The organism is Gemmatimonadota bacterium (genome assembly GCA_009838645.1).
Lineage (GTDB): Bacteria > JAAXHH01 > JAAXHH01 > JAAXHH01 > JAAXHH01 > JAAXHH01.
This window is the reverse complement of the sequence record VXRC01000038.1, coordinates 137,927-154,939: the sequence shown is the minus strand read 5'-3', so window position 1 is coordinate 154,939 and position 17,013 is coordinate 137,927. Positions and strand designations below refer to the sequence as shown.

The window sequence follows — 17,013 nt, the reverse complement described above, 5'->3', positions numbered from 1 at the left end:
CGCCTTGAGAAACGGAAGGTGACCGCCATGCGAATTTCCACGAAACCCCTGCCCGGATTCGGCATGGAGATATCCGGCGTCGATCTGTCGGAACCCCTGGAACCGGAAGTCATGCTGGAAATCCTTCAGGTGTTTCACGTTCATGGACTGATCGTGATTCCTGACCAGGAAATGACCTTCGATCGCTACGACGCCTTCACAAAGGAGTTCGGCGCGCAGAAACCGCATTTCCTGGATCACCTGCGCCACGAAAACCATCCGGCCATACTCAACCTCTCCAACATTTTCGAAGACGGGCGTCCGATCGGTGTCTACGAAGGCGCGGCCTTCTGGCACACGGACGTGGCGTACCAGGACCCGCCTAACAGTTCCACGGTCGTTTACGGCCGGCAGTGGCCGGAAGGGGGCTGTCCGACCTACTTCGCCGACCAGATGACCGCCTACGACGATCTGCCCGTGAAGATGAAAGACACCATCGACAACCTGTCCGTACTGCATCACTACGGGAACCGGGCGGACATGAACGAGGAATCATCGACCTCGGCGGAGAAACTGACGCTGGACCAGAAGGACCGGGTCGAAAACGTCTACCATCCCCTGGTCAAGCGCCACCCGGTCACCGGCCGCAAAGCGCTCTACGGCGTCTGCGGCAGCTCATTCGGCATCGTCGGCATGCCGGACGACGAGGCCTTCGACCTGCTGGATGCGCTGGCCGCCCACGCCATCAAGCCGGAATACGTAACCGAGTACGACTTCAGGGTGGGCGACGCGGGTGCGTGGGACACTTTTTCGACCCTGCACAAGGCCACGGTGCTGAAACCGGCCACCGGTCCCCGCGACAGCCGACTGCTCTGGCGAATCAGCGTGACCGGACTGCCGCCGATGATCGAACGGGAGAGGGCGGTAGAGCACTGAGCGGCTTCCGTCGCCACATCAAACAGGCAAGATTGTCATGCCCAGGAAAAACAGACCCAACAGCGCCACGACGCCGCGACGTCAGAAGTCGAAGCGCGGCCGGCAGTCAGGCCTCCGGGCTCATGCCGCCGATGGCCTGACAGGTGATTTCGCAGATACCGTCGCTCCCTCGGGAACCGGAACGGGCCAACCTCCGGCGGGGCGGGTGCTCGCCGTGGATTTCGGAGAGCGACGCGTCGGCCTCGCCCTGAGTGATTCGGCCGGTCTGATCGCCCAGGGGCTGGAAACGCTCCAGACGGCAGACACGGTCGAAGCCCTGGCATCCATCGTGGATTTCGTCGAGGAACGGCAGGTGCGGGAGATCATCCTGGGATTGCCGGTCCATATGGACGGAACCGCGGGCGAAATGGCCGGGAAGGTCGAGGCGTTGGCAGACGAGCTGCGGAGGAAGGTGTCCTGCGATGTACGTACGTGGGACGAACGGTTGACCAGCGTTTCGGCCCGTCGGGCCATGCATGAAATGGGCAGCACGACCCGGGGAAACAAGGGCAGTCTGGACCGGATCGCCGCCACGCTGCTGCTGCAGAACTATCTGGATTACTGCCGGGGGAAGGCAATGGAACCGGATTCACGCGCATGAAAAAGCTACTTGCCGTTTCCATCGTCCTCGTCGTGCTGATCGGAACGGCCGTGCTGGTCGCGGTCTACCAGTTCTCCAACCTCGCGGTCGAGCGCGATACCGTCGTCCAGTACACCGTCGAACCCGGCATGACCCTGTCCGACGTCGCCGGGGACCTGGAAGACCGGGGCGTGGTACGTCACGCGATCCTGTTCGAACTGCTGGCGCGTTACAGGGGGGTCGGGCACGGCATAAACGCGGGACGATACGAAATCGAGACCTACATGGACGCCGGCCAGATCCTGAGCATGCTCGTCGAGGGCAAGATCGTGGTCAATCGCGTCAATGTCCCGGAGGGCCTGACCATCCCAGAAACGGCCCGGATCCTGCGGACGAGGATCGGCATCGATTCCACCGCGTTCGTACAACGGTCCGTCGATCCGGAGGCCGTGCGATCGCTGGGAATCGAAGCGCCTACCCTGGAAGGATACCTGTACCCGGCGACCTACAACATGTACCCGGACATGACGGTCGATGACATCCTCAGGCAATTGACGTCGCGACATCTGCAATCCATCACCGAGGAGTACCGTAAGCGGGCGGAAGAACTGGAGTATAGTCTACACGAGATCGTCACCCTGGCTTCCATCATCGAGCAGGAAGCAATGGTGGACGATGAAAGGGACATCATTTCGGGGGTATTTCACAACAGGCTGCGGAGGGGCATGCGACTGGAGGCCGACCCCACGGTCCAGTACGGGATCGGCAGGCCGAACATGAGACTCTACGAGAAGCACCTGTCCCACCCCTCGCTCTATAACACGTACCTGCATGCCGGGCTGCCGCCGGGACCGATCTGCAGCCCTGGCGAGGCGTCCATTCGCGCCGCGCTCTACCCGGAGGACGTGCCCTATCTCTTCTTCGTAGCCCGCGGGGACGGCAGGCACATCTTTTCCGAAACCAACCGCGAGCACAACCGGGCCCGGGCCCAGGTCAGACGGCTGCGGAATTGATCCCGACAAGCGGAACTTATCTTATTCTAGGATCGCTGCGCGCCGTCACACGGCCGTGTAACCGCCGTCCACGACCATGGTGTGGCCCGTTACCATGGCGCTCGCGTCGGACGCGAGGTAGATGATCGAACTGGCGATTTCGTCCGGTTCGGCCAGCCGTCCCAGCAGGATCTTCTTGATATTAGCCCGGAACCCCGGGTTCTCCATCGCCTTCTCTACCATGGGGGTTCGCGTCATGGTCGGCGCCACGGCGTTCACGGTGATGCCGTGCTCCGCCCACTCGGCGGCCATGGACTTGGTCAGCGTGCACACGCCGCCCTTGGCCGCCGTGTAGGCCGCCCGCAGCGGACCGCCGACGACGCCCACCTGGGAGGATATGTTGATGATGCGCCCGCCGCGGCCCCGTTCGATCATGTGCGCGGCGAGGGCCTGGCTGAGGAAGAAGACGCTTTTCAGGTTCACGTCGATGATCTCGTCGTACACTTCCTCGGTGACTTCAAGCACCGGCATGATCCGGTTGCACCCGGCGTTGTTGACCAGGATATCGATGTCTCCCGCGTCCGCAAGCACGTGGTCTACAAACGTGCGGATCGAGTCCAACTTGCCTACGTCCACCGTATGAACGACGCAGTCGCGGCCCATCGACCGGATCTCGGAAGCCACCGGCTCCAGGTCGGCCCGGGTGCGGCTTCCGATCGCCAGGTCGGCGCCCGCGCGGGCGGCCCCCAGCGCGATGGCTTTGCCGATGCCCTTGCTCGCGCCGGTGACAATCATTTTTTTGCCTTCCAGGGAAAACAGGGATGTATCGGACATTGAATCCTCCGGTCAGATTGGTCTGGCTTAGTCATGCTTGGACAGGCTTGGTCAGACTTGGACAGGCTCGGATATGCATAGGATACACGTGGGCCGTTGGCCGTGGAAACCACGCGGTAAACAGGCTGAGTACGGCGGAGGAGTGTATATCCAGGAGCTGTTTCCGTCAATCGAATTCGGCCGTCGCCGCCGCACCGTGCGGCGCCTTAGCCCTTGCATCCTGCGCTGGCGCCGGTTACTTTACGCCGGTGCGCCGCCATGGTTGCGCGCCTCTGGTTTAACCTTGTAATCCCGTGTGCTTCAGGAAGCCGGTTTCAGCAGTTTTCGCCACGATCTGTCCCTCACCGACCGCGCGATCAACAGGCCGTAGAAGGGGACGTACTGCACATAGCGGACCCAGATTTCCTCTTCCCAGTTTCCAGTGAGGACGAAACCGATCACGACATGGTACGAAAGGGCGGCCAGGCCGGATAGCAGGATCCATGCAGGGTTTGGGTAAAGGCAGAGGAAAGGGATGATCCATACCAGGTACCAGGGCTGCACCGTGGGCGTAAGCACGAGGTAGCCGCCGAGCAGCACGAAGGCCGAACGGAACGGATCGGTTATCCTGACCGCGCAGTACGCGACCAGGACGGCGAAGAGCAATGCCGCGATGATCTTGGACGCGTTCAGCGAATCCGTCAGGTAAAAGAAGATCGAGAAGAGACTGTCGTTGAACCGCCATTTGTCGCCGTAGACCAGGAGTCCGCTGAACAGGTCCGGGCCGGCGCCGAGGTAGGGCAGGTAGCCGGCGAGCAGCAGGGCCGGTATCAGCCAGAACGGCCTGATGCCGCGTATTTTCCGGTAGAAGGACGGGACAAGCATGGCGGTGAACCACTTGGCGAGCATGGAAAGGGCAAGCCAGGCAACCGCCCGGACCGGACGGAGGCCGTCCACGGTCAGCAACGCGGCGAGCATGAGGACGACCGGCAGCGAGTCGTTGTGGCCGCTGCCCGCGATTTCGACCAGGACGAGGGGATTCCAGGCATAGATGAGCACGCGCTCCCGCGGTAGGTCCCGGCGACGGAGCATCAGGACCGTAAGGATGATCACGCCCACGTCGCACAGGGTGAAAATCAGTTTCATCGAAGCGGGACTGTACCACAGATACGCCGCGGCCATGTAAGCCGCCTGCATCAGAGGCGGATAGACCGTGGGGACGTCCTTGTTGTTGATGCCCTCATGGTATTCATCGCGCAGGTGGGCGATTTCGTCGCTGTCTGGAGCATATACGTAGGGGTTGACGCCCTGGAACTGCATCCTGGCGTCCCAGAGGTACCGGTAGATGTCGTCGGACAGGGTGGGGGGACTGAACTGCAGGATGACGCGGCAGAGGATGGCCGCGGCCAGGATGAACCAGAACGTATTCCGGCCCGACGACGCACCGGCCTTGACCTGGTGGACGACGGCGACCGTATACACGATGAATGCCGCGGCGAAGGGGATCCAGAACAGCAGCAGGACGTCCGGCAGGATCACCCAAGAGGACAGGAAAGCAGGCAGGAATGCGTCGGGGTCGTACGGTCCGCTTTGTCCGCCTGGTCCGATCAGACTCTCCCGCAGATCCCCGATGGCCGCTATGACCGCACAGGCGGCCACGAGCAGGAGACCGGGGATGGTGATCAGGGCAGGCAGGCCGGTGAATCCGGACAGGATGCGGTAAGCAGAAACGGACATGTATGAGCTATCTCTCGCTAATCTTCATACTTCTCTACTTCCTCGTCCTGTTCCTGCTCGCGGTCTACGGGGTCCACCGGTACCTGATGGTGTATCTGTACTACAAATATAAGGACCGGGCAAGGCGTGTAAAGCCGGAAGCCCTGGGAGAACCGCCCCCGGTCGTTACCGTGCAGTTGCCCCTCTACAACGAACAGTACGTGGTCGAAAGGCTGATCGACGCCGTCTGCCGCATCGACTATCCCCGCGACCGGCTGGAAATACAGGTACTGGACGATTCGACCGACGAAACCCGTGATCTTGCGTCCCGTTGCGTCGAGCGTCACCGGGCGGCCGGCATCGATATCCACTACCTGCACCGGAAGGAACGCACCGGATACAAGGCGGGCGCGTTGCAGGAGGGGCTCGAGGTGGCGCGCGGCGCGTTCATCGCGATTTTCGACGCCGACTTCATCCCTCCGCCGGACTTCCTCAGGAACACCATGCACCGGTTCCGCGACGAGCGGGTGGGCCTGGTACAGACCCGGTGGTCCTATCTCAACCGGGGCTACTCGATCCTGACCCGGGTCCAGGCGATCATGCTGGACGGCCATTTCGTCATGGAACACGGCGCCCGGAACCGGTCGGGGCGGTTTTTCAACTTCAACGGGACGGCGGGGATCTGGCGTCGTGAATGCATCGAGGCGGCCGGCGGCTGGCAGCATGACACGCTGACCGAGGACCTGGACCTGAGCTACCGGGCGCAACTCCGGGGCCAGCGCTTCGTATTCATGGAGGAAGTCTCCACGCCGTCCGAACTCCCCGTGGAGATGAACGCCTTCAAGACCCAGCAGCACCGGTGGTCCAAGGGGTCGATACAGACCGCGAAGAAAATGCTGCCACCGGTATGGCGCAGCGCGCTGCCCTTCCGCTTCAAGCTGGAGGCGACCTATCACCTCACGAACAACATGGCCTACCTGCTCATGCTGCTGCTCTCGGTCCTGATCTTCCCGTCCATCGTGATCCGGGTGCAGGCGGGATGGATCAATTCCTTCTGGATCGACCTGCCCTTTCTCTGCGCGGCCACAGTTTCCGTATCGCTCTTCTACCTGTTCGCGCAGTTCGAAATAAACCGCTCCCGGTGGATATGGTCCCCCTTTTACCTTCCCGTACTCATGTCCATCGGTATCGGCATCTGCCTCAACAACACGCGGGCTGTCCTGGAAGCGCTGCTGAACCTCAAGTCGGGTTTCCAGCGTACGCCCAAATACGGTATCCTCGGAAAGGCGGACCAGGCGGACCAGGCGGGCCAGATGGACAAGGGCGACCAGTCGGCCCCTTTGAACCAGGCGACTCGGGCGGCCTCATGGCGTGACCTGCGCTACCGGGGCAACCGGAACTGGCTACCCGCGCTGGAACTGCTGTTCGCCGTGCATTTCGGCCTGCTGATCTACTACACGGCCATCAACGGCATTTACGCGTCCATCCCCTTCCTGTGCCTGTTCTTCGCCGGTTACCTGTACGTCGGCCTAGCCTCACTGTGGCCGGGAACCGCCAGCCAAGGATAGCCCGCCCATGGAACGTGTCTTCGGCCTCTTCGGACTGGTCGTCCTCCTGGCCATCGCCTGGATTCTTTCGGAGAACCGCAGCCGGCTGAACTGGCGGCTCATCGGCAGCGGCCTGGCGCTTCAGGGCCTGCTGGCTCTGCTTCTGTTGCACACGGCGCCGGGCCAGGTGGTGTTCGACGTGGCCCGGCTGGCCGTCAACAAGGTGATCGCCTTCTCCAACGAGGGCGCGCGGTTCGTCTTCGGCGACCTGGTGGAAGCCGCGCTGTTCGGTTTCTCCGTGCTCCCGATGATCATCTTCGTATCCTCCATCACCTCGATCCTGTTCTACCTGGGTTGCATCCAGTGGATCGTCCGGCAAATGGCCCGCGTCATGGTGCGCGTCATGGGCGCTTCCGGATCGGAATCCATGGCCGCGGCGGCGAACGTCTATCTCGGGGCATCCACCGCACCGCTCGTCATTTTGCCCTACCTGAAGACCATGACCCGGTCCGAGATCATGGCCGTGATGACCTCCGGCATGGCGACCGTGGCGGGTTCCGTGCTGGCCGCCTACGTCGCCCTGGGCGCCGACGCCGGCCATCTCCTGGCCGCCTCGCTCATGTCGGCGCCCGCGGCGTTGGTCGTCGCCAAGATCATGACCCCCGAGACCGAAACCTCCCGCACCATGGGCGTGGTGACCGTAGACGTTCCGAAACCGGGAGTCAACTTCATCGATGCGGCCTGTAGCGGCGCGTCGGACGGGTTGAGACTGGCGCTGAACGTGGCGGCCATGCTCATCATAGCCATCGCCTTCGTCAGCCTGTTCAACTGGGTGGTGGGGCTCGCCCCCTACGTGGGCGGCGAACCACTTTCTCTTGAACGGATGCTCGGATGGCTCTGCGCGCCGCTGGCCCTGTTCATGGGCGTGGCGTGGGAAGACGCCCAGGCCGTGGGCATGTTGATCGGCAAGAAGACCATCCTGAACGAATTCCTCGCCTACCAGGACCTCAGCGCCATGCAGGCCCAACTGTCGGAACGGTCGTTCGCCATCGCCACGTACGCGCTGTGCAGCTTCGCCAACTTCGGGACCATCGCGATCATGATCGGGGGGATCGGCGGACTGGTGCCGGAACGGCGCAAGGACATCGCCCGGTTCGGTATCCGGTCCATGATCGGCGGCGCCCTGGCCGCCAACATGACCGCCACCGTGGCGGGCCTCCTGATGTAGTGGATACCTCCACGGACCATAGGCTGGCGGCCGAGATACGGGACCTGCTCCCCCGTTGCACGCTCAAGGATCGGCGGGACATCCAGCGTGGGCTGAAGAGGTCGCGCGGTGCGCGCAGCAGGAGCGGTTCGCGCGGCGGGAGCGGTTCGCGCGGCGGGAGCGGGGACCAGGGCCGGCTTCGCAGGTTGAAGGACCAGGCGGCCGCGTCGGTCCGCCTCGTGGAGGCGCGCCTTCGCTCAGACACGTCCTTCGACATCGATCCCCAACTGCCCATTTCAACCCGGAAAGATGAAATCCTCGAAACCCTGCGCGGCCACCCGGTGGTCATCGTGACGGGGGAGACCGGTTCGGGCAAGACGACGCAGCTGCCCCGGATCTGTCTCGAAGCCGGCCGGGGCGTATACGGCCGCATCGCGTGCACGCAGCCCCGGCGCGTCGCCGCCTTGTCGGTCTCGCGCCGCATCGCCGAGGAACTGGGCGCGACCTGGGGGCGGGAAGTCGGATGCAAGATCCGGTTCACGGACGAGACCGTGGCCGAGACCCGCATCAAGATGATGACCGACGGCATGCTCCTCGCCGAGATACAGCACGATCCGGACCTGCTTGAATACGACACGATCATCATCGACGAAGCCCACGAACGCAGCCTGAACATCGACTTCCTGCTCGGTTACCTGCGTCTGCTGATCCGGCGCAGGAAGGACCTCAAGATCGTGGTCACCTCGGCAACGATCGACGCCGCCGCTTTCTCGAACGCCTTCGGTCAGGCGCCGGTCGTCGAAGTATCCGGACGCCTGCACCCGGTGGAGATCCGATATCTGCCCCTCGAGGATACCCGGGGCGAAGCCGAAGTATATACCTATGTCGATGGGGCGGTGGACGCGGTCGACCGCATCATGGAAGAACCCGGCCGGGGCGACATCCTGGTGTTTCTCCCCACGGAAAAGGACATCCATGAGACGCGCAGGAGACTGGACGGCCGGTCCTACCGACACACCGACGTGCTTCCGCTTTTCGGTCGGCTGACCTACGCGGACCAGCAGCGGGTCTTCCGTCCGGGGAGCAAACGGCGCATCGTCGTAGCCACGAACGTCGCCGAGACTTCGCTGACCATACCGCGCATCAAGTACGTCGTCGATACCGGTCTCGCGCGGATCAGCCGTTACGCCGCGCGCACCCGCACCCAGCGCCTGCCCGTCGAACCCATTGCGAGAAGCAGCGCCCTGCAGCGGGCCGGACGGTGCGGTCGCGTGTCGGGAGGCGTCTGTCTTCGGCTCTACAGCGAGGCCGACCTCGAAAGCCGGCCGGAGTTCACCACGCCCGAGTTGCAGCGCGCCAATCTCGCCGAGGTCATCCTGCGCATGCTGGCGCTGAAACTGGGCGACGTCCACGCCTTCCCCTTTCTCGACCCGCCCACGCCCCAGGCGATCCGGGACGGGTTTCAGTTGCTCGCCGAACTGGGGGCTATCGACCGGGAACGGCGATTGACCGGTCAGGGCAGGGAGATGGCGAGATTGCCGGTATCGCCCACGGTGTCGCGCATACTGCTGCAGGCCCGCCAGGAAGGCGCCCTGCAGGAGGTCCTCGTTATCGCGTCGGCGGTCAGCATCCAGGACCCTCGCGTCAGGCCGCTCGACCAGCAGGAACAGGCAGACGCCGAACACCGCAAATTCAGGAACCGGACATCGGACTTCCTGACCCTGCTCAATATCTGGGAGGCCTTTCATCGCACCTTCGAGCACCTGCAGACCCAATCCGCCATGCGCAGGTTCTGCCGGCAGCACTACCTGTCCTACAACCGTATGCGCGAGTGGCGCGATATCTACGTGCAACTCCGCCGCGCGCTGCGGGAATCCGGCGGTTTCCGCGGAAGGGCGGGACGTGCGGGAAACACGCACTACGACGCGATCCACCGGTCGATCCTCAGCGGACTGCTCAGCCAGGTCGCTGAACACCGGGAAGGCAATCTCTACGCCGGGGCCCGGAACCGCACCGCAATGATCTTCCCCGGATCCGGCCTCTTTCGAAGAAATCCGGTCCAACAGCACCCGGAGAAAAGATATGCCGGACGGGGGCACGAGGATCCCGGGAAGGAGGGTTTGAAAGGACCACGGAACGGGTCGGGCGCCGCGCCCTGGATCGTAGCCGCGGAGATGGTCGAGACCAACCGGCTCTATGCGCGCACGGTGGCCCGGATACAACCCGGGTGGGCCGCCGAACTGGGCCGCCACCTGTGCCGCGCTTCCTTTTCCGATCCGGGCTGGGACCGGTCCGCCGGGCGGGTGACGGCCACGGAAACGCTGCACTTGTACGGCCTGATGGTCTCCCGGCGAACCGTCGACTACAAGAAGATCGATCCCGATGACGCGACGCGTATCTTCATCCGCGAGGCACTGGTCGGCCTGGTCGGCCTGGTCGGCCTGGTCGGCGAAGACCTGGAAGCCCGGCATGACTTCCTGGAGCATAACCGTGGGATACGGCGGGATGCCGAGACCTGGCTGCTGCAGCACCGAAACGCCTATCGTGTCGATCTCGACGAGGCCGCTTTCCGTTTCTACGAAGAACGGATTTCCGGGGTATCGTCGGTGCACGACCTCAACCGCCTGATGAAGACTGCCGGCGCGGACAACGCTTCCTTCCTGCACATGGAAATCGGGGATCTCACGGGTACCGAGGAAGAAGAGGGCAGTCCGGGCAGTCCGGGCAGTTCGGGCAGTTCGGACCGACCGGGCCGACCGGGCCGACCGGGCCGGCCGGAGGGTTTTCCTGAATACTTCAACCTGGAAGGCGACCTGCTTCCCCTTCAGTATGCCTGCCGGCCGGGCCGGGAAGAGGATGGGGTCACCCTCTCGATACCGGCCGACAGGGTCCATCTGGTGGATCCCGAAACGCTGGAATGGCTGGTGCCCGGCCTGCTGCGCGAGAAGATCGAAGCCCTGCTCCGAGGACTGCCCGGAAGGAAACGCAAGCAGCTCGTGCCCATACCGGAAACGGCCCGGAAAATCGTGGAGGACCTGGATCCTTCCGCTTCCTCCCTGACCGATGCGCTCGCGGCCTACATCGACCGGCGGCACGGGATCGAAATCGACCTGGCGGACTGGTCGCCCGATTCCGTTCCCGATCACCTGTGCATGCGCGTCCTGGTGACCGCGGAGGACGGGAGCACCGTCCTCTCCACCCGCGATCCGGACCGCCTGCACGCCGAAGTCACAGGCCGCGCCGCCGCCGTTGAATCGGAAGGATGGCGGGAAGCGGTGGAAAGGTGGGAGAAGTACGACCTGAGGGACTGGTCGGTCGGGGATCTGCCCGAAAGGGTCGAAATCGGTCTGACGGGAACCGTGCCCCAGTATGCCTATCCCGGACTGCAGGCCGATGACGACCTGGTGGACCTGCGCCTGTTCCGGGATCGGCATGAAGCGCTGCGGGAAAGCCGCAGGGGACTGGTTCGCCTGCTCGAACGCCGGATGGGCGACGAAATGGCCTGGCTGCGCCGGGACCTGGCGTTTCTGCGGAGCCTCCCCGGCCTGGCGGACCATGCCGGCGGGTCCGATGCACTGCAGGATTCCGCTTACGACCACCTCCTGGCCGCCCTGTTCACCCGGGAACCTCTATATCCGCTGACGGCCAAGCGCTTCGAGGAAGACGTGGAGACCGCGCGGGGGCTGTTGAAGAAACTCCCCCAATGGTTTCGGCAACAGATAGAGGCGCTGGAACGGGTTGTCGGGGGAGACTTCGGAAAGGCCGGTGCCTATTTCGGCGTGGAAGACGATCTCGACAGGCTGTTTCCACCCGATTTCCTTCGGAAAACGCCCGCCGTCGAATTGCCCAACCTTGTCCGATACCTCAAGGCGGTGGAAATTCGTTCCCGCCGGGCCCGGGAAGACCGTACGAAGGATCTGAAGAAGGCGGAGCGGGTCACGCCCTTCGACGAAGCGCTCAAATCACTGAAGAACCGGGATGACGTGGATCCCGCCCAGCTGGATGAATTCAGATGGATGCTTGAGGAATACCGCGTGTCGGTGTTCGCTCAGGAGCTGGGGACCGCACGGACCGTTTCGCCGAAGAGACTGCAGGACCTGTTAGCCCGGATCGACGCGGGCTTCCGCGAACCGGAAGCTTCATGAGGCGTATCGCGTCGGATCCTCGATACCGGCTTCTTCGAACCCGTTTCGCCGCAGGATGCAGGCGTCGCAACTGGCGCAGGCCGCCCCGTCGTCCGCCGGGTCGTAACAACTGGTCGTGAGGGCGTAGTCCACTCCGAGCCGGACGCCGGTACGCAGGATATCGGCCTTGGACATTTCGATGAGCGGCGCGTGGATGTTGAACCTGCCCTCGCCGGTCACCCCCGCGCGCGTGGCCAGGTTGGCCAGTTGTTCGAAGGCCGCGATATACTCGGGACGGCAGTCGGGATAACCGCTGTAATCGATGGCGTTGGCGCCGATGTACAGGTCGAATGCGCCGAGCACTTCGGCCCAGCCCAGCGCGAAGGAAAGGAAGATGGTGTTGCGGGCGGGGACGTAGGTGGACGGGATCTGCCCGGCCATGGTCTCGGGATCCTGGTCCCTGGGCACGGGGATGTCGTCCGTCAGCGCGGACCCGCCGATGGCCCGCAGGTCGAAGGGTATGGTCACGTGGCGTCCCACCCCCATGGCCGCGGCGACCTTCTTGGCCGCGGCGAGTTCGAACCGGTGCCGCTGGCCGTAGTCGAAGGTGATGGCGTGGCACGCGAATCCATCGTGCCGGGCCATGGCGAGCGTGGTCGCCGAATCGACCCCGCCGCTGAGCAGGACGACGGCAGCCTTCATGGCGGTCCTATCCTTCATGAGGTGTACAGCAGACTGGCGATGATGGATCCGGCGATGACGACCAGCGCCAGCAGGAGCTTGTTGGCGGCGACGGAAATCCGCTTATCGGTTTTGTCGTCCATCGCGGAAAACCGCTCGTCCATTGTGTAGATCGCGGGGTAGATCATGCCACCGTTGCGAAGACGCGATCGGGCGCAATATATTGAGTTAGTCGCAAAACCGCAATGCTTCAAGCCTGTAAACTGGAGGCGAAACATGTTCAGAGAGGTGCGCGTCGCGGCGATCTCGTTCAAACCGGTCAAGCTGGACCTGCAGGGCAACGCGGTCCGGCTGGAAGAGATGTTTCGAGAGGCGGCGGCCGGCGGGGCCGAACTCGCCGTCGCGCCGGAGGGCGTGCTGGAAGGCTACGTGGTCAACGAAATCTTCGATGGAGAGATCTCACCGGATGAAATGAACCGCGTCTCGCTGACCATGCGCAGCCCGGTCATCGGGCGGTTCCGGGAACTCGCGAGATCGTTGAACATGTGCCTCGCCTTCGGCCTTGCCGAGCGGATCGGGGGCGAAGTCTACAACTGCGCGGCATTCCTCGACCAGCGGGGACGGCTGCGCGGCAAGTACCACAAGATGCAGCTGGCCGAGGGCCATCACCGGTCGTGGTGGTTCAACCGCCTCGGCAAGCGGAGTCGCGCCTTCGACACCCCCTTCGGCCGGGCCGGCATGGTCATCTGCAACGATCGGTGGAACCCCGATATCGCCCGCATACCGGTGCTCGACGGCGCCCGCTACCTGCTCATTCCTTCCTTCGGGTCGACGGCCCGCGCCCAGGACCGGGCCGTGCTCGCCCGTGCGCGTGAGAACGGCGTACCCATCGTCGAAGCCAACGTCGGCGTCACGCTGATCGCGAGCAAGGGGGAAATCGTCGCCCTGTCCCGCAAGAAGACCGCCATCACGCATGGGACCATCGCCATTCCGGCGCCGCCGTCGCATCGGAACCGGGACCGGCATGAGCGCGGATTCCTCGCCTGGCGCCGCCGGGAAATGCCCCTGCGGTACCGGGACAGGATGGGCAGAAGGAGGCAGGGCCGGGACACCGTGGAGGTCGGCCATGACGCGAAAGGCCGGCTGATCGAGAAGGAATGACGGCCCCGGAACCCGTTGGTGCGCCGTAAATTGCGTCTTGCCTGTCCAATCGCTGATCCCTTATCTTTTTCGTGACGGTCAGCCTGCCGGCGTGCGGCAGGGACCGCTGGCCGGGATGCCGGATCGTGCCGGTACGCAATGAATCGCTGCGGAATATGGTGACCATGGCCCCGATGTTTTCACCCGACCAGTTCCTCGACATTCGCAGCCACGGCTTCGTCCGGCTGGCCATCGCCGTACCCCGCATACGCGTGGGCGATCCCGCGGAGAACGTGGCCCATCACCTCGAGCAGATCGAAGCGGCCGGTGAGCAGGGGGCTTCCTACGTCCTCTTCCCCGAATTGAGTCTCACCGGCTATACCTGCGCCGACCTCTTCCACTCCCAGTCGCTGCTGGAAGGCGCCCTGGAGGCCCTGGATGCGATACTCGCCGGCACGGAGGGGCACGACCTGACCTTCAGCTTCGGCATGCCGCTGCGGCTGGACCACGCGGTCTTCAACGTCGCGGTTACCGCCAGTCGCGGGAAAATCCTGGCGGTAACGCCCAAGACCTACCTTCCCCAGTACCGCGAATTCTACGAGACGCGGTACTTCGCCCGGGCGGCGGAGGCCCAGACGGAGACCGTATCCCTCTGCGGCCGGGACGCGTCTTTCGGAACCGACGTGCTCCTGCGCACGGATGATCCCAGGGTGGTGATCTACCCGACGATCTGCGAAGACGACTGGGTGCCGGTCCCCCCGGCCAGCCGGGCGGCGCTGGCGGGGGCGACCATACTCGCCAATCTCTCCGCTTCGAACATCGTCATCGGCAAAGCGCAGTACCGCGAAGACCTCATCCTGGCCTCATCGGGACGCAACGAGGCCGTACACATGTACGCCGCGGCGGGTTTCGGGGAATCGACCATGGACGTGGTATGGGACGGCCACGGGTTCATCACCGAGCGCGGTTACATGCTGGCCAAAACAGAACGCTTTCAACTGGACGGGACCTGCATCACGGCGGACGTGGACGTGGAGGCGCTGGTGCTGGAGCGCGGCGTCCAGGGCTCGTTCCGGCAGAACGCCATGGATTACAAGTCATCCTGGCGGTCCGTCTCGTTGCCGGGCTTCCGGTCCGGTCAGGCCGGGGATGCGGATACCGATACCACGGAAAGGGGCCGTGAACAGGCGCATCGGACCTTCCATCGCGACATACCCGCTCATCCCTTCGTACCCCAGAATCCGGCCGAACGCAGCCAGCGATGCCGCGAGGTATTCATGATCCAGTCCACCGGGCTGGCGACCAAGCTCAGATCGCTGCCCGAAGACGCCCAGCGCGTCGTCGTGGCGGTCTCCGGCGGCCAGGATTCGACCCACGCCCTGAACGTGGCGGTGCACACCATGGATCTTCTAGGTCTGCCCAGGTCCCGCATCGTGGCCCTGACCATGCCGGGACTGGGCACCACGGAGCGTACCTACGCGAACGCCTGCGCCCTGATCCGCGCCGTCGGCGCCACGTTCCGTGAGATCGACATCAAACCCGCGGTGCGGAAGTTCTTCGGGGACATCGAGCATTCGGAAGACAAGAAAGACCTTGTCTACGAGAACACCCAGGCTTGGACGCGGAAGCTGGAGGAACTCGCCACGGCCGCCCAGGTCAGGGGCATCGTGCTCGGCACGGGAGACCTTTCGGAACTGGCGCTGGGCTGGTGCACCATGTTCGGTGACCACGCCAGCCACTACGGAGTCAACGCCGGGATACCCAAGACCCTCATTTCCTATCTGATCAACTGGACGGCCGACGAGGTCTTCGAGGAGGAGCCGGAGGTCCGCGAGGTACTGCTGGACATCCTCGATACGCCCATTTCGCCGGAACTGCTGCCCCCGAGCGATCGCGAGATCGCACAGAAAACCGAAGAAGAGATCGGGCCTTACGAGCTGCACGACTTCTTCATCTACTACTTCCTGCGTTTCGGCTTTTCGCCTTCCCGGATCGCCCGGATGGCGCTGCACTCCTTCGAGGGCAAGTACGGACTCCCTGAAATCAAGGCCTGGCTCCGCGTCTTCATCGTCCGCTTCTTCCAGAACCAGTTCAAACGGAATTGCCTGCCCGAAGGACCCAAGGTCGGCATGACCTGCATCTCTCCCCGCGGCGACTGGCGGATGCCGTCCGATGCTTCGCCGGCGGCCTGGCTGGCGGACCTGGAACGCATCCCCGATGTGCAATAGACCACCCGGCGAATTGCCGCCCCACTACCGGCCCGAATCCGTCGAGGCCTTCTGGCGCGTCCCCTACGAAGAACGGGCGGCCGATGCCCGCGCCTGGGCGGTGGAACACGGCATCCGACCCTCGGTCGAAGATGAATGCCGCACCGCGCTGCTCCTGGTGGACTGCCAGAACACCTTCTGTCTCCCCGAGTTCGAACTCTTCGTGGGAGGCCGGAGCGGCCGGGGCGCGGTGGAGGACAACAAGCGGCTTTGCGCCTTCATCTACCGCAATCTCCATTTCATATCGGAAGTCATCCCCACGTTGGACACCCACACGGCCCAGCAGGTCTTCCATCCGGTGTTCTGGGTAGACCGGGACGGCGAACATCCCACCGGGGGCGAGACCATCATCACCCCTGACGACGTGGAAGCGGGAACCTGGCGCGTCAATCCGGCCGTGGAGGCCGGGTACAGCGGACGGGTCGATCTTTCCGCCTACGCAATGCATTACGTCCGGCGCCTCACGCGGGACGGCAAGTATCCCCTCATGATCTGGCCTTACCACGCCATGCTCGGGGGGATCGGCCACGCCCTGGTGTCCGCCGTGGAGGAAGCGGTGTTCTTTCACGGCATCGCCCGGGTCCGGCAGACGCGTTTCGAGATCAAGGGGAACCATGCCCTCACGGAAAACTACTCCGCGTTGCGCCCCGAAGTGACGGAGGACGCCGAAGGCCGCCCGCTGGGTGTGAAGAACACCCCGCTGGTCGACCACCTGATGACCTTCGACGCCGTCATCGTGGCCGGGCAGGCCAAAAGCCACTGCGTGGCGTGGACGGTGGAGGATCTCCGGTCGGAGTTCGTTGCGCGCAAACCGTCCATGAACGCGCGCGTCTGTCTGCTGGAGGACTGTACCTCGCCGGTCGTCGTGCCTGGTGTGATCGACTTTACCGAAGAGGCGGAGGAGGCCTTCGGCCGGTTCGCCGACGCGGGCATGCGCCGGGTGCGTTCCACCGTACCCATGGACCGGTGGGGGATTCCGGACTAAGGACGAC

12 protein-coding genes are annotated in these 17,013 nt (G+C 63.9%); 9 read left to right on the top strand and 3 right to left on the bottom strand.

Annotated features, from left to right (window positions below; all coding sequences use genetic code 11):
• Positions 1-27 precede the first annotated feature (27 nt).
• The 3 genes from F4Y38_11090 to mltG are packed head-to-tail and all read left to right on the top strand — an operon-like array spanning position 28 to position 2,547.
• On the top strand, positions 28-915 hold the full coding sequence (locus F4Y38_11090) for a TauD/TfdA family dioxygenase (protein ID MXY49822.1): 888 nt from the start codon (positions 28-30) through the stop codon (positions 913-915).
• 37 nt (positions 916-952) lie between these two features.
• Positions 953-1,555, top strand: coding sequence for a Holliday junction resolvase RuvX (ruvX, locus tag F4Y38_11085; GenBank protein ID MXY49821.1), 603 nt, complete (start codon positions 953-955; stop codon positions 1,553-1,555).
• Entirely contained in the window at positions 1,552-2,547 is a 996-nt protein-coding gene (gene mltG, locus F4Y38_11080) for an endolytic transglycosylase MltG (protein MXY49820.1), read from the top strand. Before ruvX ends, mltG begins: the two co-directional genes overlap by 4 nt.
• Before the next feature lie 45 nt (positions 2,548-2,592).
• Here mltG and F4Y38_11075 read toward each other — a convergent pair whose 3' ends face one another.
• Positions 2,593-3,360 (bottom strand): glucose 1-dehydrogenase, encoded by a 768-nt coding sequence (locus tag F4Y38_11075; protein ID MXY49819.1) that lies wholly within the window; start codon positions 3,358-3,360, stop codon positions 2,593-2,595.
• A 300-nt stretch (positions 3,361-3,660) separates the two neighbouring features.
• Positions 3,661-5,076 carry a hypothetical protein gene (locus F4Y38_11070; GenBank protein MXY49818.1) on the bottom strand — a complete coding sequence of 472 codons (1,416 nt, stop codon included), beginning with the start codon at positions 5,074-5,076 and terminating at the stop codon, positions 3,661-3,663.
• Positions 5,077-5,078: 2 nt separating this feature from the next.
• Between F4Y38_11070 and F4Y38_11065 the strand changes: the two genes are divergently transcribed.
• Genes F4Y38_11065 through hrpA form a run of 3 tightly spaced genes read left to right on the top strand, consistent with a single transcriptional unit; the run spans position 5,079 to position 11,954 of the window.
• Complete coding sequence (locus tag F4Y38_11065) at positions 5,079-6,623, top strand: glycosyltransferase (protein MXY49817.1); 1,545 nt, start codon at positions 5,079-5,081, stop codon at positions 6,621-6,623.
• A 7-nt stretch (positions 6,624-6,630) separates the two neighbouring features.
• Positions 6,631-7,830 carry a NupC/NupG family nucleoside CNT transporter gene (locus F4Y38_11060; GenBank protein MXY49816.1) on the top strand — a complete coding sequence of 400 codons (1,200 nt, stop codon included), beginning with the start codon at positions 6,631-6,633 and terminating at the stop codon, positions 7,828-7,830.
• Entirely contained in the window at positions 7,830-11,954 is a 4,125-nt protein-coding gene (hrpA, locus tag F4Y38_11055) for an ATP-dependent RNA helicase HrpA (protein MXY49815.1), read from the top strand. The genes F4Y38_11060 and hrpA overlap by 1 nt, the downstream gene beginning before the upstream one ends.
• Here hrpA and queC read toward each other — a convergent pair.
• On the bottom strand, positions 11,949-12,635 hold the full coding sequence (gene queC / locus F4Y38_11050) for a 7-cyano-7-deazaguanine synthase QueC (GenBank protein ID MXY49814.1): 687 nt from the start codon (positions 12,633-12,635) through the stop codon (positions 11,949-11,951). The genes hrpA and queC overlap by 6 nt on opposite strands.
• Positions 12,636-12,800: 165 nt before the next feature.
• Here queC and F4Y38_11045 point away from each other — a divergent pair, with 165 nt between their 5' ends.
• The 3 genes from F4Y38_11045 to F4Y38_11035 all read left to right on the top strand — a co-directional run bounded on the left by F4Y38_11045 (position 12,801) and on the right by F4Y38_11035 (position 17,006).
• The gene (locus tag F4Y38_11045) at positions 12,801-13,775 is read left to right on the top strand and encodes a carbon-nitrogen hydrolase family protein (protein MXY49813.1); all 975 of its coding nucleotides are present in this window, start codon (positions 12,801-12,803) and stop codon (positions 13,773-13,775) included.
• 125 nt (positions 13,776-13,900) lie between these two features.
• Complete coding sequence (locus F4Y38_11040) at positions 13,901-15,982, top strand: NAD(+) synthase (protein ID MXY49812.1); 2,082 nt, start codon at positions 13,901-13,903, stop codon at positions 15,980-15,982.
• Positions 15,972-17,006 carry an isochorismatase gene (locus F4Y38_11035; protein ID MXY49811.1) on the top strand — a complete coding sequence of 345 codons (1,035 nt, stop codon included), beginning with the start codon at positions 15,972-15,974 and terminating at the stop codon, positions 17,004-17,006. The genes F4Y38_11040 and F4Y38_11035 overlap by 11 nt, the downstream gene beginning before the upstream one ends.
• Positions 17,007-17,013: the final 7 nt, after the last annotated feature.

What these genes read in the sequence shown, in the direction of transcription:
- F4Y38_11090 (MXY49822.1), top strand. Translation starts at nt 28, where the DNA reads ATGCGAATTTCCACGAAACCCCTGCCCGGATTCGGCATGGAGATATCC.
- ruvX (MXY49821.1), top strand. Translation starts at nt 953, where the DNA reads ATGCCCAGGAAAAACAGACCCAACAGCGCCACGACGCCGCGACGTCAG.
- mltG (MXY49820.1), top strand. Translation starts at nt 1,552, where the DNA reads ATGAAAAAGCTACTTGCCGTTTCCATCGTCCTCGTCGTGCTGATCGGA.
- F4Y38_11075 (MXY49819.1), bottom strand. Translation starts at nt 3,360, where the DNA reads ATGTCCGATACATCCCTGTTTTCCCTGGAAGGCAAAAAAATGATTGTC.
- F4Y38_11070 (MXY49818.1), bottom strand. Translation starts at nt 5,076, where the DNA reads ATGTCCGTTTCTGCTTACCGCATCCTGTCCGGATTCACCGGCCTGCCT.
- F4Y38_11065 (MXY49817.1), top strand. Translation starts at nt 5,079, where the DNA reads ATGAGCTATCTCTCGCTAATCTTCATACTTCTCTACTTCCTCGTCCTG.
- F4Y38_11060 (MXY49816.1), top strand. Translation starts at nt 6,631, where the DNA reads ATGGAACGTGTCTTCGGCCTCTTCGGACTGGTCGTCCTCCTGGCCATC.
- queC (MXY49814.1), bottom strand. Translation starts at nt 12,635, where the DNA reads ATGAAGGCTGCCGTCGTCCTGCTCAGCGGCGGGGTCGATTCGGCGACC.
- F4Y38_11045 (MXY49813.1), top strand. Translation starts at nt 12,801, where the DNA reads ATGCCACCGTTGCGAAGACGCGATCGGGCGCAATATATTGAGTTAGTC.
- F4Y38_11035 (MXY49811.1), top strand. Translation starts at nt 15,972, where the DNA reads ATGTGCAATAGACCACCCGGCGAATTGCCGCCCCACTACCGGCCCGAA.